Origin of the sequence: Frankia sp. R43, assembly GCF_001306465.1 — a bacterium.
Taxonomy (GTDB): Bacteria; Actinomycetota; Actinomycetes; order Frankiales; family Frankiaceae; genus Parafrankia; species Parafrankia irregularis.
Window position 1 is genome coordinate 1,186,381 of sequence record NZ_LFCW01000002.1, and the last position, 21,013, is coordinate 1,207,393.

General features: G+C 66.6%; 14 protein-coding genes and 2 pseudogenes. 14 read left to right on the plus strand and 2 right to left on the minus strand.

What is annotated here, in order from left to right; genetic code table 11:
- Positions 1-34: 34 nt before the first annotated feature.
- The 9 genes and pseudogenes from ACG83_RS12825 to ACG83_RS46620 all read left to right on the plus strand — a co-directional run.
- Positions 35-877, plus strand: a complete 843-nt coding sequence (locus tag ACG83_RS12825; protein WP_054566327.1) for an alpha/beta fold hydrolase — start codon at positions 35-37, stop codon at positions 875-877.
- Between the two features lie 302 nt (positions 878-1,179).
- Positions 1,180-2,472 carry a lysine N(6)-hydroxylase/L-ornithine N(5)-oxygenase family protein gene (locus ACG83_RS12830; RefSeq protein WP_054566609.1) on the plus strand — a complete coding sequence of 431 codons (1,293 nt, stop codon included), beginning with the start codon at positions 1,180-1,182 and terminating at the stop codon, positions 2,470-2,472.
- A gap of 33 nt (positions 2,473-2,505) precedes the next feature.
- The gene (locus ACG83_RS12835; protein WP_054566328.1) at positions 2,506-2,757 is read left to right on the plus strand and encodes an MbtH family protein; all 252 of its coding nucleotides are present in this window, start codon (positions 2,506-2,508) and stop codon (positions 2,755-2,757) included.
- 15 nt (positions 2,758-2,772) lie between these two features.
- Positions 2,773-3,289, plus strand: a pseudogene (locus ACG83_RS42235) (transposase); the annotation flags it as partial.
- Between the two features lie 301 nt (positions 3,290-3,590).
- The gene (dapB, locus tag ACG83_RS12840; protein WP_054566329.1) at positions 3,591-4,337 is read left to right on the plus strand and encodes a 4-hydroxy-tetrahydrodipicolinate reductase; all 747 of its coding nucleotides are present in this window, start codon (positions 3,591-3,593) and stop codon (positions 4,335-4,337) included.
- A 131-nt stretch (positions 4,338-4,468) separates the two neighbouring features.
- A complete protein-coding gene (locus ACG83_RS12845) occupies positions 4,469-6,094 on the plus strand; it encodes a (2,3-dihydroxybenzoyl)adenylate synthase (protein ID WP_054566330.1) in 1,626 nt (541 codons plus the stop codon).
- Positions 6,095-6,159: 65 nt separating this feature from the next.
- Entirely contained in the window at positions 6,160-7,608 is a 1,449-nt protein-coding gene (tcuA, locus tag ACG83_RS12850) for an FAD-dependent tricarballylate dehydrogenase TcuA (protein WP_054566331.1), read from the plus strand.
- A gap of 3 nt (positions 7,609-7,611) precedes the next feature.
- Positions 7,612-8,838 (plus strand): NAD(P)/FAD-dependent oxidoreductase, encoded by a 1,227-nt coding sequence (locus ACG83_RS12855; RefSeq protein ID WP_054566332.1) that lies wholly within the window; start codon positions 7,612-7,614, stop codon positions 8,836-8,838.
- A 503-nt stretch (positions 8,839-9,341) separates the two neighbouring features.
- A pseudogene (locus tag ACG83_RS46620) lies at positions 9,342-9,882 on the plus strand (transposase); the annotation flags it as partial.
- Between the two features lie 181 nt (positions 9,883-10,063).
- Here ACG83_RS46620 and ACG83_RS12860 read toward each other — a convergent pair.
- A complete protein-coding gene (locus ACG83_RS12860) occupies positions 10,064-14,356 on the minus strand; it encodes a non-ribosomal peptide synthetase (protein WP_161934748.1) in 4,293 nt (1,430 codons plus the stop codon).
- A gap of 356 nt (positions 14,357-14,712) precedes the next feature.
- On the opposite strand from ACG83_RS12860, the gene ACG83_RS12865 reads away from it, so the two are divergent.
- A complete protein-coding gene (locus ACG83_RS12865; protein ID WP_054566334.1) occupies positions 14,713-15,303 on the plus strand; it encodes a TetR/AcrR family transcriptional regulator in 591 nt (196 codons plus the stop codon).
- Between the two features lie 129 nt (positions 15,304-15,432).
- Positions 15,433-16,092, plus strand: coding sequence for a maleylpyruvate isomerase family mycothiol-dependent enzyme (locus ACG83_RS12870; RefSeq protein WP_054566335.1), 660 nt, complete (start codon positions 15,433-15,435; stop codon positions 16,090-16,092).
- A gap of 95 nt (positions 16,093-16,187) precedes the next feature.
- On the opposite strand, the gene fabG is transcribed toward ACG83_RS12870, so the two are convergent.
- Complete coding sequence (gene fabG, locus ACG83_RS12875; RefSeq protein ID WP_054566336.1) at positions 16,188-16,973, minus strand: 3-oxoacyl-ACP reductase FabG; 786 nt, start codon at positions 16,971-16,973, stop codon at positions 16,188-16,190.
- 338 nt (positions 16,974-17,311) lie between these two features.
- Here fabG and ACG83_RS12880 point away from each other — a divergent pair, with 338 nt between their 5' ends.
- The 3 genes from ACG83_RS12880 to ACG83_RS12890 are packed head-to-tail and all read left to right on the plus strand — an operon-like array spanning position 17,312 to position 20,899.
- Positions 17,312-18,781: a coproporphyrinogen-III oxidase family protein gene (locus ACG83_RS12880; RefSeq protein ID WP_054566337.1), complete on the plus strand. Its 1,470-nt coding sequence runs from the start codon at positions 17,312-17,314 to the stop codon at positions 18,779-18,781.
- Positions 18,782-18,791: 10 nt separating this feature from the next.
- The gene (locus ACG83_RS12885; protein ID WP_054566338.1) at positions 18,792-19,271 is read left to right on the plus strand and encodes an SRPBCC family protein; all 480 of its coding nucleotides are present in this window, start codon (positions 18,792-18,794) and stop codon (positions 19,269-19,271) included.
- A gap of 11 nt (positions 19,272-19,282) precedes the next feature.
- Positions 19,283-20,899, plus strand: coding sequence for a class I adenylate-forming enzyme family protein (locus ACG83_RS12890; RefSeq protein WP_054566339.1), 1,617 nt, complete (start codon positions 19,283-19,285; stop codon positions 20,897-20,899).
- Positions 20,900-21,013: the final 114 nt, after the last annotated feature.

Here is a 21,013-nt window from a genome sequence, read left to right on the forward strand (position 1 = left end):
CGATCTTCCCGCCCCTCCCCGACAAGGAGACGCAATGCCCACGATGCTCGTGAACGGAATCACCCTGCGCTACGACGAGTATGGCGATGCTGCCGACCCCCTCGTCGTGTTGGTGATGGGAACGGGAGCGAAGGGGCAGGTGTGGGCGCCGCACCAGGTGCCCGCCCTCGTCGAGGCGGGGTACCGGGTCGTCACCTACGACAGCCGGGGCATCAGCCCGGTGCCCGGGCAGACTGCCACGTCGTGCCCCGACATCGTCGTCCCGGAGCTCGTGGACGATCTCGCCGCGCTCATCGAGCGCTTCGGCGCCCCGGCGCACGTGATCGGAACCTCGCTCGGAGCGCGGGTCGTGCAGGAGTTGCTCCTCGAGCGCCCCGACCTTGTGCGCCGGGCGGTCGCGATGGGTGGTCACGCACGCATCGACGACGTCGGACAGATGCTCACCCGGGGCGAGCAGGAGTTGTTCGACCAGTCGATCGTGCTGCCGAAGGCGTATAAGGCAGCGGTCGGTGCTCTGCTGAACTTATCGCCCGCGACATTGCGAGATGAGACGAAAGCGAACGACTGGCTAGCGGTTATGGAGTACTCCGCGGCTCCGGCGTCGTCCGGCGAGCGTGGCCAACTCGGCGCTTCCGAACGGCTCGGAGATCGTGGCGCGGCGTACAGGGCGATCATCCGGCCGTTGCTGGTGATCGGTTTCGCCGACGACTTGATGATCCCGGCATACCTCGGACGCGAACTTGCCGATATCGTCCCGACTGCCCGGTATGTTGAGGTGTCCGACACGGGACACTACGGTTATCTCGAGCAGCCCGAAGCGGTGAACCGGCTCGTCCTCGACTTTCTCGCCGAGCCCGAGGAGTCGGCCGTCGGCTGACGGCGATGAAAACTTCTTCATCTCGGGATCCGGAACATCTCGACGAAGCGAGGAGGTGGGAACGGCGCGGGAACCCACGGACGGACGGAGGCGCCGAATACGATGGTCATCCTGCTTCCTGGCCGGCTGCAGCGCGTTAGTTCGGAACATCGAAGACGTGAGGACAACGCTTCCCCATTCTTGCGTGGATGTTCAAGATCCGTACTCTGCTACTGCCGAAGAAATGAGCGCTGGTGGTGTCTATGGAGAAGCACGGGCTACCCCGGGCGCCGGGTGCCAACACTGACCGCACGGTTGTCGACGTGCAGCCGCCGCGCGACCCCGATGTGGTCGACATCATCGGTATCGGCTTCGGGCCGGCCAACCTGAGCCTGGCAATCGCCATTGAAGAGCGCAACGGCGCCCGGCCTGCCGCCGACCGTGTGACCGCCCGCTTCATAGAGGCCCAGCCGAGGTTCGAATGGCACGACGGCATGCTGCTGCCGGGCACGACCATGCAGGTCAGTTTCCTTAAGGACCTTGCGACGATGCGCTCGCCCACCAGCTCGTATAGCTTTCTGAACTACTTGCACGAGCGCGGGCGCCTGAGCGACTTCATCAACCTGAAAAGCTTCTTCCCCACCCGGCTCGAGTTCCGCGACTACCTGGCGTGGGCGGCCGCGCGTGTGGACGTGCCAGTCTCCTACGGGGCGAGGGCCACGCGCGTCGACCATGACGGCGCGGCCTTCACCGTCATGGTGTCGGGCGGCGGCGGATGCGAGGGGGTCCGGGCGCGGTCGGTCGTTGTAGCGACCGGGCTGCGCCCCTTGCTCCCGGACGGGATCGAGGCCGGCCCCCGGGTGTTCCACAACCACGGTCTGCTCGGCAGCCTCGACCGGCTCCCCTCCACGCCGCACGCCCGGTTCCTCGTCGTGGGTGCTGGGCAGAGCGCCGCTGAGGTTGCCGCCTACCTGTATGACACCTACCCGGCGGCGGAGGTACACGCCTCCATCCGCAGCTTCGGCTATGTGCCCTCCGACAACACCCCGTATGCGAACCGTATCTTCGACCCCGCCTCCGTCGACGACTACTACACCGCCCCACCCGACGTCAAACAGCACCTGCTGCGGCGGCACTGGTCAACGAACTACGCCGCTGTCGACGCCGAGCTCATCGACGACCTCTACCGACGGGAGTACGACGAGAAGCTGCGCGGCGTGCGGCGCCTGTTCGTGCACCGCGTCACCGAGGTCGAGAGCCTGCGCGAGGGCCCGGGGGGTGTCGTCGCCGCGCTGCGCGACCTTGGGGACCGTGCGCGTACGCCGCTTGAGGTCGACGCGGTGGTCTTTGCCACCGGTTTCCGCCCGTCAGACCCGCGCGGCCTGCTCGGCGACGGCATCGACCTCGAGGCCGCGCTCGACGGGGACGAGCCGCTCGTGGCGCGCGACTACAGCCTGCGCGTGCCGGGGCTGGAGGGCCGCATTTTCCTCAGCGGGGGAGTCGAGCACAGCCACGGCCTCAGCTCGTCGCTGCTGTCGACCCTGGCCGTGCGCGCCGGCGAGATTCTCGAGGCCGCGGTAGCCACGCACAGATCCCACATGGCGACGGGCAGCTGACGGCCCGTCCCACCAGCAGAAGGAGAACGCTCGATGGCGAAGAACCCGTTCGACGACGAGGATGGCACGTTCTACGCGCTCATCAACTATGAGGAGCAGTACTCGCTCTGGCCCACGTTCAAGCCGGTGCCCGGCGGATGGACCATCGTCTACGGCGAGCCGGACGGCAGACCCAGGCAGGAGGTGCTCGACTGGATCGACCAGACCTGGACCGACCTGCGGCCCAAGTCGCTGCGCGACTTCATTGCCAGCCACGAAGTCGCGAAAGTTGCCACAGGTGAGTAACGCACGGCGGTGTCGCGCTCGGTCCACAGGTGTGACCCGGCCGGGCGGGTCTGGGCCGACGCGATGGCCACGACTCTGCTCGACGCGCACCACGCCGCGTGCGCCGCTCGTCGCGCCCGGCAGGCCACGCTGGCCCCGGAGGTGCTCGGCGAGTCCGTAACCACTACCTCAGCGTGCTTGGGAGGGGTGAGGCTGACAACCACGGCGGGCGCAGCCCGCTGGCCGCCGACGCGAGGACGCTGATCCGCCAGTTCCGCCAGTTCCGCTGTTAGGAGGACATGAACCTGCGGTTCGCGAGCGACCTGACGGTCCCCGTCTCGAACAATCGCTCGGAGCGTGACGTCCGACCGGTCCAAAGTGCAACAGAGGGTCTCCGGTGGCTGCTGGGGTACGCGCCCGGGGCCTGGCAGACTTCGCCGTCGTGCAGTCCTACCTGTCGACCGCCACGAAATGGGGCGTCGACACGCTCGACGCGCTTACCCGACTGTTCATTACCAGCGCCTGGATCCCATCCGCCGCTAATCCCGACTGACGATTCCGCGATCCGCCCAGCCACCCGTGGGGCCATAACCACCCACCCCGCCAGTGGCCATTCCAGCCTGCGCAAAACACCGGAACCGAGCCTCTCGCCCGAGCTGAAAAGCTCCGCCACCAGCGCAAGCGCTGCCAATCAAACCCAACGGTCCCGACTGGCCGGCCGCCGCTTCACTGGAGACGCCACACACAGCGATTCAATCAAGGCGGACCACCTCTGCCCGGCGACCGCTCCGCTCCCTGACAGATCACTGCAGATGGGCTTGTGTCGGTCGAATGACTTAGGTTAGCCTTCCCTTATGACTAAAGTTGCGGTGCTGGGAGCACACGGGCGCATGGGCCGTGCATCGGTTCGTGCAATCGAAGCCGCTTCCGACATGAACGTGGTCGCCGAGATCGATGTCGATGACGACCTGCGGGAGACCGTCGACAAGAAGGCCGATGTCGTGCTCGTGTTCTCCCCGCCGGGCGTGGCACACGAACAGGTCCAGTGGTGCATCGAGCAGGGGATTCACGTCGTGGTGGGAACATCCGGCTTCGATGAAGATTCTGTCCAGCAAATTCGCGTCGCACTCATCGAACGTGATGAAGTCAACGTTTTCGTCGTCCCGAACTTCTCGGTGGGCGCGGTGCTCTTGACCCGGTTCGCGGCGAAGGCCGCCCCGCTCTTCGAGTCTGTCGAGATCGTCGAGATGCACCATCCCGACAAGGTGGACGCGCCATCGGGTACGGCACAGCACACAGCCGAACTGATCGCTCGCGCTCGTGCGAAAGCGGGTTCCGCTCCCTCGCCCGATGCCACCTCTCGCGACCCGAATGGAACGCGCGGCGGTCGGATCGAGGGAGTCAACGTCCACTCGGTGCGTGTACGCGGTTTCATGTCTTCCCAAGAGGTGCTGTTCGGATCCGAAGGCGAGATCCTGAGGCTGCGTTATGACTCCGTCACACGCGATTCCCTCATGCCCGGAGTGCTCGCCGCGCTCCGTGCCGTCCCGGGTCTCCCCGGGGTGACGGTCGGCCTCGAAGCCGTGCTGAGTCTGGGCTGAACACGATTTGAAACGGACGACAGTCTGAACCTCCTGCGCGAACTTGCTCTTCGATGACAGGGTCGGCATCGGCAGTTCCACGCGGCGCCGACCCCGCCAGGACACAGGACGCTGACACACGAGGAAGACCGATGAGCATCCAACCGCTGACCCTTGACGGCGTCGTGCCCTATCCGCCAAAGACCGTGGCTGAGTACCTCGCAAAGGGATACTGGCACGATCAGACGCTTCCGGAGTTGCTTTTTGCCGCGGCGGAACGCTATCCCGACAAGCTCGCGATCATCGACCGCGACACCCGGCTGAGCTATAGGCAACTCACGGACGAAGTCCTGCGCCTCGCGGCCGGTCTGCAGGATCTGGGACTGGGGCGTGGCGACCGAGTGGTCGTGCATCTGCCCAACACCTACGAGTACATCGCGTTCGTCTTCGCCCTGTGGGAGATCGGCGTGATTCCCGTGGTCGCGCCCATCGCGCACCGCCGCGCGGAGATCGAACACTTCATCGAGATTGCCGAGGCGCGTGCCTACATCACAGTCGCATCGGACAGCGGCACCGATCTCGCTGCGTTGGCTGCCGATCTGAAGGGCCGTTGGGCCCATCTGGAGCATGCAGTGATCCTCGATCGCCGCGGCGGCGGGGCCGAGTACGACGCCCTGCTTTCGAAAGGATCGCTCGAGCACGCGCGGCGATGCAGCCCGCAGGACGTCGCGCTGCTGCAGATATCGGGCGGTACGACGGGCGTTCCGAAGCTGATGCCGCATACTCATCACACGTACGGCTATGCGCTGCGCAGAAGCGTCGGGGAAAGGGGCATCACCGAGCGGACGGTTCATCTGCTGGTCATGCCGATCTGTCACAGTATGTCGACGCGTTCGCCCGGCTTCCTCGGCGCGTTCAGCGTGGGCGCAACGATCGTGATAGCGCCGAACGGCAGCCCCGATGTGGCGTTCCCGCTGATCGAGAAGCACCGCGCGAACCGCGTGACGTTGGTACCCCCGATCCTGCTGGCCTGGCTGAACTCCTCGCTGCGCGACGCCTACGACCTCTCCAGCATGCAGGTGGTCATGTGCGGAGGCGCGAAGCTGAGCGAGGAGGTGGCGCGGCGGGTCGAGCCGGAGCTCGGCATGGAGCTGTCTCAAAGCTTCGGGATGGGCGAAGGCCTGGTCGTCAGCAACCCTCCGGACATCGATCGGGAGACCAGCGTGCGATACCAGGGCCGGCCGGCCTCGGAGGCCGACCAGATCCGGGTCATAGACGACGAGGGAAGCGATGTGCCGCCCGGGGCGCCCGGTCACCTCCTGACGCGGGGGCCGTCAGTGATCCGCGGCTACTATCGCAACCCCGAGCAGAATGACCTGGCGTTCACCAGCGATGGCTTCTACCGCACCGGTGACATAGTCGAGCGGGACGAGCGTGGGTTTATCAGGGTCGTGGGCCGGTCGAAGGACCAGATCAACCGTGGCGGCGAGAAGATCGCACCCGAGGAGCTGGAGAACGCGTTCCTCGCTCACGGCGGCGTGCACAACGCCTCCGTGATCGGCGTCGACGACGAGGTGCTCGGCGAGCGCATCAAGGCGTACCTGATCCCCCGGTCGCCGGAGCATGCGGCCGATCTCACCTTGAGCAAGCTGCGTCAGTTCCTGCAGGAGTGGGGACTCGCGACATTCAAGCTTCCCGATTTCGTCGAGGTGGTCGACGAGTTCCCGTACACCGCGGTCGGAAAGGTCAGCAAGCGACTGCAGCGCGAGCGGAAATAGGCTCGCATCGAGCGGCGCCGTTCAACGTGAGTTGTCTCTGGGTCGGATACGGCAACGAGGTGGTTATGCCCAGCGCGGATGTGGTTGTGATCGGTGGGGGTAACGCCGGATACTGCACGGCTCATGCGGCGGCCGAGCGCGGGCGACGCGTGATGCTGTTGGAGAAGGCGCCGCGGGCGCTGGCCGGGGGGAACAGCTACTACACGCTCGGTGCGACCCGGATGGTGCACGCCGGGCTCGGTGATCTGCTCGAGATCCTCGAGCCTGATGAGCGTCACGCGCGTACCGAAGTTCCGCCATACTCGGCGGAAGAGTTCCTGGCCGACCTGGACCGGATCGCCGAGGGACGTGACGATAAGGAACTTGCCGCGGCTGTCGTCGAAGGCTCGCGCGACGCGGTCCGCTGGCTGCACGAACTGGGGCTGCGATTCCGGCTGATGTACGAGCGGCAGGCTCACGAGAACGCCGAGGGAACCTTCCTGTTCTGGGGCGGAACGCACGTGTGTAACGTCGACGCGGGCCCTGGGCTGATGTCAGACCATGAACGCGTCGCCTCGCGGCTCGGCGTCGAGATGCGCTACGGTTGCCCGGTCACGGGGCTGATGACCAACGGCGGCTCGGTCGTCGGTGTTCGTGCGGGCGATCAGGAGTTTCTGGCGGAGTCGGTGGTGATTGCCAGCGGCGGTTTCGAGGCGAACGCGCAATGGCGGCAGCGTTACCTGGGAGACGGGTGGCAGCACGCGAAGGTGCGTGGCACGCCGTTCAACACCGGTGACCTGATCGGTGCGGCCTTGGAGATCGGTGCAGATCGTGGAGGCGACTGGTCAACGTGTCATAGCGTGCCGTGGGACGCGTCATATCCCGAGAACGAGAGCAACCGTATGTTGACGAACCGACTCAGCCGGTACGGCTATCCGTTTGGCATCGTTGTCAACGCCTGGGGTCGACGATTCCTCGACGAGGGTGCAGACTTTCGCAACTATACGTACGCGAAGTACGGCAAGGTGATCCTCGAACAGCCGGGTTCGGTGGCGTTTCAGATCTTCGACGCGAACTCTCGGTCGATGCTCGATGTGTACGAGTATGAAATGCCCGGGATCATCCCGGTCGTCGCCGACAGCATCGAGGAGCTCGCCGCAGCGATAGACGTCGACGTCGACGCGTTTGTGCGGACGGTGCGCGATTTCAACTTGTCGATCGATACCAGCCGTCCGCTCGATCCAACGATCAAGGACGGCCGCAGCGCGTCGGTGGAGCCGATCAAGAGTAATTGGGCATCGGCGATAGAGACACCACCCTATTACGCGTATCGAGTGACGTGTGGAATCAGTTTCACCTTTGGAGGGCTTCGTGGTGACATCAACGGCCGGGTGCTCGATCTGTCAGGTGCGCCCATCCCCGGGCTCTTCGCGTGCGGTGAAGCGCTCGGGGGCCTCTTCAGCGGGAACTACCCGACGGGCGCCGGCTTGACCGCGGGAATGGTGGTCGGGCGACGCACGGGATCGCTCGCCTGAGCCATGATTTCGTCGCGGAGCATCACCCGGGTCGTCATCGTCGGCGCAGGTCCGGTCGGAATGGTGTGCGCACTGGCGCTGAACCGGCAGGGCATCCCGGTCACCGTGCTCGAGTCGGAGCCCGCGCCGGTGAAGGATCAGCGCGCCGCGACCATTCATCCGAGCACTCTGGAGATGCTCGACGAATTGGGCATCACCGAGAAGATCACGCCGCACGGCCTGGTTTCGAGCACCTATCGCTTCCACGACCGGCCGACCGGCGAGGTCGTCGCGGAGTTCGATCTCGCCCGGCTCAGAGACGAGATCCGGTTTCCCTATGTGCTGCAGTACGAGCAGTACAAACTGACCGCTTCCATCGCCGAGGAATACGCCAACGAATCCGACTTCGACATGCGGTTCTCCCACGCCCTCACCGGCCTCACCGTGGCCGCGAACGGCGTCGAGGTGGAGTACGAGTCCCCCGTGGGCACCGAGCGCATGACGGCGGCCTATGTCATCGGCTGCGACGGCGGTCGGTCAACAGTGCGCAAGCTTGCCGGCATCGAGTTCGAAGGGTTCACGTATCCGGAGCGGTTCATCAAGATCGCGACCAGATTCGACTTCAAGACCGTGAAGTCAAAGCTGTCGCTGCGCAACTACTTCTCCGACCCCTACGAGTGGGCCAACCTGTTCAAGGTGCGCGGGGAGACACCCGAAGGACTCTGGCGGCTGATCCTGCCGATCGGCCAGGACGAGGACGACAGTACCGCACTGTCGGCAGCGCGCGTCGAGCAGCGACTGCAGAAGTTCTTCCCCAAAACGGACCCCTACCACGTCGAGTACGCCAGGGTCTACAGGGTCAATCAACGCGTGGCCGGGACCTTCCATAAAGGCCGCGTCTTGCTGGCTGGAGACAGCGCGCACGTCAACAACCCGATCGGCGGCATGGGCATGAACGGCGGCATCCATGACGCCATCAACCTTGCGGAGAAGCTCCCCCGGGTGATCCGCGGTCGGGACGGCGACGATCTGCTCGACCTCTACAGCCGCCAGCGCCGTCACGCCGCGCTGAACTACGTCCAAGCCCAGACGATCGCCAACAAGCGAATGCTGGAGGAACGCGACCCCGCCGTGCGCCGACAGAACCTCGACCAACTGCGCTGCACGGCCGAGAACCGTGATAGTGCGCGCTCCTATATGCGCCGCGCGGCCCTCTTTGACAGCCTGCGCGACGCCGCCTCCATCACCTAGGCCTGCCGCCTGGCCCCCGATCTGACGGTGGTTTGTCGGATCGGGGCGGGAAGTAGAGGTGCATGCCGTGACCCGCGCTGATGGCGGTAACAAGGGCATGGAGCTCAGGGGGCGGGGGCATGGTGGACGAGGCTTTCCACCAGCGGTGGAATCCGAGCCAGGGAGTCAGCCAGCCGCGGACCGTGCGTAGCGTCGTCGGCCAGGATGCCTGCGCGGATGATCGAGGCGTGTGAGCGCCTCCTCTCTCTCCGGTCGGGCTGCGTGGTGGGCTCCTGCTGTGGGGGCGGTGGCCGGGTGAATCAGGTGTTCCAACAGAACGAGAACGCGCAGAGCACCAGGGCCTGGTGACGGCGGATCGCGAGGTCCGGACGGGCCTGGGAATCGGCCCAGCCCAGTTCCTTCCTTGACCTGCTTGTAGCTCTGTTCGATCCAGTTCCGGATCCCGTAGATCCGGACGAGTTCAGCGAGACCAGCGGCCGGGTGCGGGCTGGTCGACGGCCATCCCCGTCCCCGGGGCGTGGGTCGCGGAACTGACCGGGCTGCTCGAACTGTCCGGCTGGCCGCCGGTATGCGAGTTCTCCGCTACCGCGAACCCCAGCACGCCGGCGCCCAGCTACGTATCACCCACGTGGGTGGCAACCGGATCACCGCATTCGCGACGAACGGCCTTCGCGGCCAGTTCGCCGTCCTGAGGTACGCCACCGCCGCCGGGCCTGCCGGGAGGACCGGATCCGCGGTGCCAAGGACACCGACCCCGCGAACCTGCCCCTGCACGACTTCGCGCAGAACCAGATCTGATGCTGGTCGTCGCTCTCGCTCTCGCGCTCTGCCTGACCGCCTGGACGCAGATTCTCGCGCTGCCCAGTGGGGCAGGCCCGCCGCTGGGACCCGAAGCGGCGACGCCACCGGTCTGTCCCGCTTCGCCGCCCGGATCGACCTCCACGCCCGCCGCGTCGTGGTGCACCTGCCCGCGCATCACTCCTGGACCCCACTCGCCGTCGAAGCGATCACCCGGGCTGCGGCACCCTGCCCGCACCCGGATAGCCACCAGCCTCCCCGCCTGACCGACCCGAAGGACCCCCGGACGCGGACCGGGCGCCCACCCCACGCGACAGCCGGGCACCCGGCCATGGCCCGACCCGGCCGAAACCGCAATTCGACACCAACAAGGCTGGGAGGAGCGCCCACGACCAAGGGACCCCATTCCATAGAAGATCGAGGACAACTATGGGCGCCAGACTCGCCGATCGGCGTTGTCGCCGACTTTGCCCAGCGCGTTCTCGAACGCCAGCATCACGGCACGGGCAAATCCGATGACCGTCAGAATAGTGCTGCCGGCCTCCACCCTGTATCGGATCACCGCGCGGTACGCTGCCTCGCTCGGTTCGATCGCCAAGGGTTCTGCACCGGCGGAATAGGATCGGCTAATAAGTATCGGCGCGATCGGTCTGCCGGCCAGGAGACGCCTACCCAGGCTACTGCCATAGCGTGCCAATGCGAACTCAGGATCTGGGTGCCAAGCATCCTGCTCGATAGGCACGGGAACGGCTACCGTCATCGGGCCGAGCCGCCCCAGGACGGCATCTGGCAGAAGAGCAGCTTCGTGATCTACGACACCGCCGAGTCGCGATCCGTACCCAGTCGCGTGCAGTGCTCGTCGGATGGTCTCGCGCATGGTGGCATCGGTGTGAGAGCCGTACCAGTGTATGACCTGAGTTCTGTCGGCCGAGTACAGTGCCTCGTCGAGTGAATCCGTGCGCTCGATCAGCTCAATCTGGTTCTCGATCTGATCCATGTTGAGAGCTGCAGCGATATCGGCGACTTCAGTCAAGGCCGTTGTGACGGGCGGCGCTGATGGCATGCTCGTAGTGGCGTTCTCATCAGTGAGCGTGCGGAGGGCCTCCAGTAGCTGGTGCACGGTGTATCGATCCGCCGCGGCAGCATGTACTGCAAGCGCAATGTCGGTGTGTGTCGAGCTGCTTGCGTATGCGAGGCCTGACGGCCGTGCATTGGTGGCATCGATCATCTGGCTGGCCATCGTCCGAAGAGCTGTCAGCTTCGTGGAGGGCGAGGCCTCTGCGAGATGCAGTCTGGAGAGAGTTGGTGCGATGGCTGTCACAGGGGTTACCCAGGTGAGCCACAGTCGACGACTTACCGTCTGAATCGACAAGCGAAGCAGATCATGTTCTTGAACAAGCGAAGCGTATGCCGCGAGTAGCGCGTCGTGCGATAACGAGACGGGGAGAACGGCGGTCTCGGTCAAGATCCATGAGTTTGGATCGTCGCGCGACTCACGTAGCCTCTCGAGAGTTGGAGAGGCGGGCACGGCGACTTTGCTTGTCGAATGCGCCTCGACTTCTCTGATGATCTTCTGAGACAGCTTCGCGACGGTTCGCTGCTCGAAGACGTCCCGCAAAGCGAAAGTGTGCTGTCGTTGTGACGCGCGAGCAACAAGACGTATCGCGAGGATGCTGTCACCCCCGAGCCGGAAGAAGTCGTCGTCCACGGACAGGGATATGCCCTCCGGAAGAGCGAGCACGTCACGGAACACCCCGGCCAACGCCAGTTCGGTGTCCGTCTCCGGAGGCCGGCCGCCACCGGACCCGGCAGCCAGATCAGGGACGGGGAGCGCTCGACGGTCGAGTTTCCCACTCACGGTCGTGGGAAGCACACCCAGGCGGGTGAACGACACGGGAACCATGTACTCCGGCAGAAGCCTGGCCGTGTGTTCCCGCAGCACCACGGCCAGCATGGTTGCGTCCGCCGGCGCGGACGGTCCGGTCGTGACATAAGCCGCGAGGAACTTCCCCCCGGCAGGATGATCGAGAGCGGTCACCGCGGCACCCGAAACAGCCGGGTGCCGTTCCAACACAGCACGGATCTCCTCGAGTTCGATCCGGAACCCACGCACCTTCACCTGGTCATCGGACCGACCCAGATACTCCAACTCACCCCGGCCGTTCCACCGGGCCAGATCCCCCGTCCGATACAACCGCCCACCCGACCCACCGAAAGGATCAGCGACGAACCTCTCCGCCGTCAGCCCCGCCCGGCCCACATACCCCTCCGCGAGCTGCACCCCACCCAGATACAACTCACCGGCCACCCCCACCGGAACCGGACGCAGCCACCCGTCCAACACCCGCACATAGGAATTCGACACCGGACGGCCGATCGGCGTCGAATCCGCGTCGACGCGCAGACCGGCGATGTCGTAGCTGGCGATCTCGACCGCCGCCTCGGTCGGCCCGTACAGGTTGAACAGCCCCGCCCGGTCGAACACCTCCCGGGCGCCGACCGCCGCCGCCACCGGCAACGCCTCCCCCGTGAACGACACCAGCCGCACACCCGGGAACGACCCCGCCTCCACCCCCGAATCCAGGAACGCCTGCAACATCGACGGCACGAAATGCACACTCGTCACCTGGCGTTCCCGCACCACACCGGCGATATAACCCGGATCCCCATGCGCGTTGTCACGGGCGACCACGACCACCGCCCCGACAACCAGCGGGAGGAAGAACTCCGGCACCGACACATCAAACGTGAACGGCGTCTTCAACAACACCCGATCCGACGACGAGAACCCCAACACCTCCCGGCCCCACACAAGCCGGTTCACCACCGCCGCATGCGACACCGCCACACCCTTGGGCCGCCCCGTCGTCCCCGACGTGAACATCACATACGCGGAATCGTCGGGACTCAGAGGACGCGGCAACACCGGCCCGTCAGACGCCCCCTGCTCCAACCGGCCACGGACAGCATCCTCATCGACGACCACCATGGCAACACCCGCGGCTGCGAACACGCCCGCCTGAGCCGCCGCCGTCGCACCATCGGCAATGACCACCCGGGCAGCGGAATCCTGCAGGATCGCCGCCACACGCTCCGCCGGATACCCCGGATCCACCGGCACATACGCAGCACCCGCACGCAGAACCGCGACCAGAGCGGTCACCAGATCCACCGAACGCGGCAAAGCCACCGCGACCCGGTCACCCACCGTCACACCCCGCCCAGCCAGAAGCCGGGCCAGCGCGTTCACCCGACCATCGAACCCCGCATACGTCAACACCCCACCATCCGCGTCATCCACCACCGCGACCGCCCCAGGAGAACGCACCACCTGCCCCCGGATCAGCCCATCCACCGTCACCGCCGGAACCACCACCCCCGCACCCACCGACCACACACCGGCCGCCGTGGTATCGGTCGAAGAGGGAGTGGTCGTGAGATCGGCGAGTTCGTGCAGTGTCCTGCCCGCAGGGCCATCGAGGAGGTGACCGAGGAACACGCCGAACGCCGCAGCATGCCGACTGGCCGTTTCTGCCGGCACGAGCGGAGACCGGCCGGAAACATTCATCCGCAGGCCCCGCCCCGGACTCCCATAGACGGAGAGATCCAACACGCCGGTCGGCCCGGGATTGACCAGCTCAATCAGCCCCGGAATCCCCCCGAACACCGGTGCCGCCCGGAATATCTTGATGTTGACCGAGGGCAGCGACAGGTAGGAAAGCTCGCCTCCCGTCCAGAGACGGGCAAGCTGATGATCCTCGATCGCGGAATTATCCCGTAGATCCCGGACCTGCGACCCCACCACCGACAACACCTCGCCGAAGGTGGCACCCGGGCGCAGAGCGGTCACGACGGGCAGCGCGCGGGCGACCGCACCCGGCACACGCAGCGACTCCGGCTCACCGCGCATCATCGACGGCACCCGCACAGCGAGGTAGTCCCGGTTCCCGGCAAGTGCCGTATACAGCCCCCACGCGGTGATGACGAGATCCGTCCACGTGCTCCTCACCTGCCGCGCCAGCATACGCAGACGATCATCGGCCCCCGCCGGAAGCGCCACGGGAACAGGCCGGTACGAAAACGAGAACAGATCAGCAGGCGCGCTTCCCGCAGGCTCGGAAAACACGTCGACAGCAAGCACATCACGCCAGTAACCAACAATGTCGGACCCACCCGGCGTCGATGCCGACCCCGCGACGAGATCCTCCAGACGACCGAACCACCTCGGCGGCGCAGGGGTCGCATCGACCGCAGCCGAGTACAGCTCCGCGACCCGGCGGATATAAAGAGACGTGCTATACCCGTCAAGCAGAAGATTATTCGTCGTGAACGACCACACCCACCCCCCACCGGCGCGTTTGAACAGCGTCGACGACGTGAGATCCGCAACCGCCGAAGATTCCCGCGCACTCACCCCGGCGCGAACCACGGCCCGGATCTCCTCATCGGTGAGCACCTCCTCGGGAACCACCGTCCGCAGAGACAGCCTCCCACCAACCGACTGCGAAGGAGCCCCGTCATCGTCATAAACGACCACCCGCAGCGCCTCCGTCTCCGCGAACGCCCCACTCACCGCGTCAGCGAACACCCCGGCATCGACAGGCCCGTCAAGCCACACCAGGTCGCACACACAGAACGCGGCAGAACCGGGGAACAACCGCTGCGCCGCCCAGTTCCCGCGCTGGGCAAACGAAAGAGGCAACCGCTTCCCACCGCTCACCCCCCGACCGGAAGGCACCGCTTCCCCAACCGATGGACTCCCCGCATCCTCACGGGAATCCCCGCTCATCGCGAACCCTCACCGCGCTGACCATCCATACCACCAGTGTAAGGTAACCTAACCTAAATTCACATAGGTCGGTCCGGGTGGGTGGTGTCCGGTGCCGCCAGGTGTATGGAACGTGTGTTCGATTCTGGATGTATGCCGCGCTCGCCGCGCTGCGGGAGTGTCTGGCCCGCCGAGACGGCTGGCGGAACATTGTCGCGACCAGCCCCAGTGGACCCGTCGCGCAGGCGTGGCATCTCGCGCTCCTACTACACTTGCAGTGAGATCTACTATGGATGTAGTGTTCTGCCGTGGCCAGTCGGCGGGATGACCTTCTTGACGCGGCGATCGCCCTGCTCGGGGAGCAGGGCGTTCGGGCGTTGACGCATCGCGCGGTGGATGCCGCCGCAGGCCTGCCCGCGGGGTCGACGTCCAATTACTTCCGGACGAAGGAGGCGCTGTTCGACGCGATCGTGGAGCGGGTACCGGCGCGGGAGCGGGCGAACTTCGAGGAGCTGGCCGCGCACCTGGCGCCGCGGACGACGACGGACCTGGCCAAGGCCCTGGCCGCCTTCGCCCGCGACAGCGCGGGTCGTGAGCGGGCGCTGACCTTGTCCCGGTATGCGATCCTCGTCGAGGCTTCCCGCCGGCCTGAGCTGCGGGAGAAGCTGGCGGATTCAGGCGCCCGGGTGAACGCCTGGTTCACCACCTGGCTGCGCCTGGTGGGGTCGACGAACCCCGACCACCACCTCCATGTCGTCGGCAACTACCTGACCGGTCTCGTTCTCCACCAGTTGGCGATTCCCGACCCGGACTTCGACCCGACGGCACACCTCGACGCCCTGCTGAGATCACTGATCCAGACCCAGCATGAGCAGGGCTCACAGGCCAGCGGCTCCTGATGAGCTCGGGCGCCAGGCGCCAGGCGCACCATGACCGATCTCGGTGCCGGGAACTTCCCGAACACCTTGTCTCGCCATGCCTCCGCGGGGTCGCGGCGCGGAGACTCCACCAAGCGTTGAGGAACAAACATGAACATCGACGACGCCTGGCAGGCCATCGACACCCAACGGCTACGGGTCGCTGACCTCCTGGAGAAACTGACCGACGAAGAATGGCGCACGCCCTCGCTGTGTGGCGGCTGGACGGTGCGGGATGTGGCGGCCCATCTGACCCTGCAACAGACCGGGCCGGGCGCGGCACTTCGCATGGCTGCCCGGTCACCGGGCGGGATGAAGCGGGTAATCCACCGCTCGGCGTGCCTGCGCGCGGAGATGCCGATCGAGCAGATGATCGCCGAGATTCGCGGAATGGTCGGTTCGCGAAAGCACAACGTGGGCGTCACCTACCGGGAAACCCTCATCGACATCCTCGTGCACGGCCTGGACATCGCCACTCCCCTCGACCGGCTCCTCGAGACACCCGCCGACGCCGCGGCCGTCGCTGCCGACCGGGTCTGGTCCGTTGCCTTCCCGTCCTTCGGCTACCCCTTCTTTCCCAGGAAACGACTCAGGGGACTGCGGCTCACCGCGTCCGACGCGGACTGGAGCGTCGGCGAGGGCGCGCCGGTCGACGGTCCTATGTACGCGATCCTGCTGCTGCTCACCGGCCGGACAGCCGCGGTGGAGCGGCTGTCCGGTGAAGGAACGCGGGTCCTGCGGGACGGGCTCGTGCCCGCCCAGGAGCCCTGATCACAGCCCCCATCGCCCTCGGGACGACTGAGCCACTCGCGGTGACCCGTCTGCATCTGTCGCCGGGGGGCAGATGCAGACGGTCGCCCGAGGGCTCAGTAGTTGCCGAGGCCGCCGCAGACGTTGAGGGCCTGCGCGGTGACCGCGCCGGCCGAGTCGCTGACGAGGTAGCGCACCATCGCGGCGACCTCGTCCGCGGCGACGTACCGCCCGAGCGGAACCCGGGCGGTGATCCGCTCGTGCACCTCCGTCGTCCCCACCCCCCAGATCCCGCTGTAGTGCTCCCGGACCTGTTCGGCCATCGGTGTCTCGACGAATCCCGGGCAGACCGCGTTGACGGTGATGCCGGTTCTGGCCAGTTCCAGGCCGAGCGCCTTGGAGAAACCGACCACGCCGTGCTTGGACGCCGAATAGGGCGCCGCGTGCACCACGCCCTGCTTTCCTCCGGTCGACGCGATGTTGATGATCCGCCCATAGGGCTGCCGCGTCATGCCGCCGATGGTCAGTACCCGCTTGGTCACGAGGAAGACGCTCGTGAGGTTCGTGTCGATGACGTCGCGCCAGAGCTCGTCGTCGATCTCGGCGGTCGCGCCGCCCCCGGGCCTGCCGGCGTTGTTCACGAGGATCTCGATCGGGCCGAAACGCTCGACACAGGCGGAGACCAGGCGGTCGACAGCGGCGGGCGACGTCACGTCGCAGGCATCTCCAGCGACCTCCCAGCCCTCCGCGGCGAGCTTCTCCACGGTGACGGCGACGGCCTCGGCGCGGCGCGAGCAGAGGTAGACGCGGTGGCCGTCGGCGGCGAGAGCACGGGCAGTTTCCAGTCCGATTCCACTGGTGGCTCCGGTGACAAGAGCGACCCGCCGGGCACTGGCAACCATGTCTGCTCCATTCCTTCGGCCCGGACAGACCGGTCCGGGCCGGGTCCGGTTCTTCGTGACCGGTGTCGGTCGAGCCGTTTGTAGGCGGGCCCGCTCAAATCGCGCTCAAGCCGCCTCCGTGATCGCCGGCCCGGCGCTGGACGCAGCCATGGAGTGCGTTCCGACCGGCCTTCGAGAATCCAGAGCGATCGTGGCGTCGGCCGCGCTGGAGCGCGGCGGCACCACCGGAACGGCCCGAAAGTCCAACGCTGAGCCCTTCCATCTCACGGCCGACGGTCAGGGACGCCGCGCGTCCGAGTCGGCGATGGAAAGGCTCACTCTGCGCGAGGAGCCGGCAGATGACGCTGACAGAGCACGAGGAACGCACTGATCCGTATCCCCGCAAGTGCTACCTGCCGTTCATCCTCTACCCGCCGGGAATGCATCGCACCACCGGTGGGAAGGAGTGGCTCGAAAGCCATATCGACATGCACCAGGACGGTGGTGACTTCGTCCTTTACATCGGCGTCCCGTTCTGCCGCACGCGCTGCAAGTCGTGTCCGTACTTCGCGAGCCTGCTGCCCGAGAACGACTCCCGTGGCCGCGAGGAGAGGTACGTGGACGCGCTGGTGCGGGATCTCCGCCACTGGGCGTCGTACCGGAAGTTCGGCACCGGTCGCATCCGCACCATCTTCATCGGCGGAGGGACCGGCAGCATCCTGCGGACCAGCAGCCTGCGCCGCCTGGTCGACACCGTGCACGAGCTGTTCGAGGTCGCCGACGACGCCGAGTTCACGCTGGAGGGAAACGCGCGCGACTTCGACGACGAGAAGATCGAGTACGTCGCGCAGTCGAAGATCAACCGGTTGAGTCTCGGTGTCCAGTCCTTCCAGCCCGAGATTCTCGGGGTCATCGGGTCGCCGCACGCGGCCGAGGACAGTGCCCGGGTCATCCGGGCGTTCCAGGCCAGGGGCTTCCGCAACATCCAGCTCGACCTCATGTACAACATGCCGGGGCACACGCTCGACATCTGGAAGCGTGACCTGGAGACGCTGGCGACGCTCGACGTGCCGCACTTCACGATCTACCTCTACCGGATTCACCGGGACACCATCCAGGACAAGCTCATCAGCCGGGGCCGGCTCAGCGCGCCGAAGGACCCGGAGGGCCCGATGGTGAAGGCGATGTATCGCGAGGCCGTCGAGATAGCCGAGCAGATGGGTTACACCATGTACATGGTCGACCATTTCTGCAAGCCCGGCTACGAGAACATGTACAACCACTGGAACTGGAAGGTGTACATCGACACCCTGGCTGTCGGCCCCGGGTCCTACAGCTACTTCGACGGCTACCGCCTGGGCACCGAGACCGATGTCGAGAAGTACATCGACGCCGTGGAAGGCGGTGACTTCCTGATCAGTACCATCACCGACGAACTCTCACCCCGGGTCGAGCGGGAGCGGTACGTCGTCTTCGCGCTGCTCTACTACGAGATCGAGTACTCGTTCTACCGGGACAAGTTCGGGACGTCTTTCCTGGAGGACTTCGCCGACGAACTCGCGCGGCTCGAACGCAAGGGACTCGTCGAGCTGACCGACGACCGGATGCGCCTGACCCAGCTCGGGCTGATCTGGCACACCAACGTCATTCTCGAGTTCTTCAACCCGTCGTTCTGGAACGACTCGGACTCCCTGAACGAGCCGAACTGGTCCCTGAACGGCGTCATGGTCGAGGTCGGCGCGCACAGCCGGGAGTACTGGCTGGGCGACCGGGGCGTGACCTTCTTCCCGGCCGCGCCCGACGCGGACCCGACCCTCGCGACGGCGTAGGAGGCCGACGATGACCGACGTACGGGAACCCGAAGCGCCGGCGTCCGGCGCAGTGAAGGCCGGAACCCAGGACTTCCTCGCGTCCGCGACGGTGACGGTCGGCGCGAACATGCATGACATCTGGGCGGTGTGGGTCGATGTCAACGCCTGGAAAAGCTGGGACACCGGCATCGAGAGCACGAAGCTGCACGGCAACTTCAAGGCCGGCAACACCTTCACCCTCACCCCGGCCGGGGGCCAGCCGATGGAGGTCACCATCACCTCCGTCACCCAGGGGGAGGAGTTCTCCGACGAGACCGTCCTGCCGTTCGGCACGATCCGGACGAGTCATCGCATGGAGCCACTCGGCGGGCTGGTACGGCTCACCCATGAGGTCCGCGCGGAGATCGTCGAGGACGCGGTGGAGATGTTCGGTGTGAAGATCTGGCCGCACCTGCAGAGCGGCCTGTCCACCGCGCTCAACGAGCTCGCCGAGATCGTGGCGAACTGAGGCCGTCCGCGGTGTCTCCCGACAAGCTCGTGTCCCTGCTGGACCGGGGCACCCGCCCCGGCGTGTTCGGCGCCTGCGTCCAACACGCCGGGGCCACCCACACGGCACGTCAGGCGCGCGCGGCGGTCACCCGACGCGCGCGCCGGCTGCTGGACCACGGTGTCGCCGCCGGCGACCGGGTGCTGCTGGTCTGTGACCACGACCTGGATGCCGTGGTCACCCTGGCCGCGGCGAGCGCGCTGGGGCTGCGGGTGCTGATGCCCTACAACCTGGCGGCGGCCGCCGTGCCCGAGTGGCGGTCCATCGCGACCGCTGCCCGGCCGGACGCCGTCGTGCACCAGCGCCGTGACGGTGTCGGCCTCGCCGATCTGCGGGCGGTCTGTCCGCGCCTCGTCGGCCTGAGCGACCTAAGTGCCCTGAACAACCTGGGTGCCCTGAACAATCTGGGTGCCCTCAACAACCTGGGTGCCCTGAGCGATCTGGATGCCCCGAGCGGGCACGACGAGGACGACGAGGCGCTGCCCATCGCGTGTCCCGATCCCGTCGACGGATTCCTGGTCCTGTTCACCAGCGGCACCACCGGCGCTCCGAAGGCCATCAGCCTGAGTGAGGACGTCGTCGCCCGCCGGGTGATGGCCGTGACGGAGCGGCTCGCGTTCGGCTCCGACGCGCGGGTGTTCATGTCCGGGCTGCTCAACAACACGACCGGCGTCATCTTCTCCTTCGGCGCGCTGGCGCACGGCGCGACGCTGATCATCCCGGACGGCCGGGACGTCTCCACCTGGCCCGCGCAGGTCGCCCGGTCACGTGCCAGCCACATCATGCTGCGGCCGGTGGCGATGGAGCGGTTCGTGGCGGCCGCGGTCGCCGGCGGCACGGACCTGTCCTGCCTGCGGGTCGTCGCCTACGGAGCGGCTCCGATGCCACATCGGCTGCTGGAGCTCGGCCGCCGGCTGATGCCGTGCGACTGGGTGCAGGGCTACGGCCTCAGCGAGACCTACGGCCCGTTCTGCTGGCTCGACGAGACCGCGCACCGGCAGCGACGATTCGAGGACACCTACTGCGTCGGACGGCCGGACGGCACCGTGGGGGTCCGCCTCGAGCCACTGCCGGGCCATCCCGATGGCGTGGGAGAGATCGTCGTGCGCGGCGACCTGATGATGGACGGCTACCTCGACATCACCACCGGTCGCCTCGACCCGCCGGGTCCCTGGCTGCGCACCGGCGACATGGGCGCCTTCGGCCCGGCCGGTGATCTGCTGCTCAAGGGCCGTATCGGAACCAGCGTGCTCAGCCAGGACGGCCACCGCATCTATCCGGAGGAGGTCGAGACCGTCCTCGCCGGCATGCCGGGTGTCGGTGAGGTCGTCGTCGTCGGACTGCGTGGCGGCGGCGAGAACGATCACACCCGGACGCCGGTCGCCTGCCTGTGGGGGCCTGTCACCCGCGACGGCCCGGCGGCGCTGCGCCGGGCGACGGCCGAGTTCCTGATTCCCCGGCTGAGCAGGGAGAAATGGCCTGATCTGCTCTACGCGAGCGCGGATCCGTTTCCCAAGAGCGGCAACGACAAGATCCTCCGTGCTGAGACCGAGCGGGCCATCGACCGGCAGGCGCTGTTCCCGCTCTGAAGCGCCGCGTTCTGCTTCGCCGCCTCCGGGGGCCCTGCGCTCCGGGGGCCCACGCTCCGACCGCTCACCGTCGACCAGACCGCTCACCGTCGACCAGACCAAGCCCGTCCTGAG

Bases quoted from the DNA above. Each gene is read 5' to 3' on its own strand.
- tcuA (WP_054566331.1), top strand. From the start codon at position 6,160: ATGCCCAGCGCGGATGTGGTTGTGATCGGTGGGGGTAACGCCGGATAC.
- fabG (WP_054566336.1), bottom strand. From the start codon at position 16,973: ATGGTTGCCAGTGCCCGGCGGGTCGCTCTTGTCACCGGAGCCACCAGT.
- ACG83_RS12825 (WP_054566327.1), top strand. From the start codon at position 35: ATGCCCACGATGCTCGTGAACGGAATCACCCTGCGCTACGACGAGTAT.
- ACG83_RS12880 (WP_054566337.1), top strand. From the start codon at position 17,312: ATGACGCTGACAGAGCACGAGGAACGCACTGATCCGTATCCCCGCAAG.
- dapB (WP_054566329.1), top strand. From the start codon at position 3,591: ATGACTAAAGTTGCGGTGCTGGGAGCACACGGGCGCATGGGCCGTGCA.
- ACG83_RS12885 (WP_054566338.1), top strand. From the start codon at position 18,792: ATGACCGACGTACGGGAACCCGAAGCGCCGGCGTCCGGCGCAGTGAAG.
- ACG83_RS12845 (WP_054566330.1), top strand. From the start codon at position 4,469: ATGAGCATCCAACCGCTGACCCTTGACGGCGTCGTGCCCTATCCGCCA.
- ACG83_RS12870 (WP_054566335.1), top strand. From the start codon at position 15,433: ATGAACATCGACGACGCCTGGCAGGCCATCGACACCCAACGGCTACGG.
- ACG83_RS12855 (WP_054566332.1), top strand. From the start codon at position 7,612: ATGATTTCGTCGCGGAGCATCACCCGGGTCGTCATCGTCGGCGCAGGT.
- ACG83_RS12835 (WP_054566328.1), top strand. From the start codon at position 2,506: ATGGCGAAGAACCCGTTCGACGACGAGGATGGCACGTTCTACGCGCTC.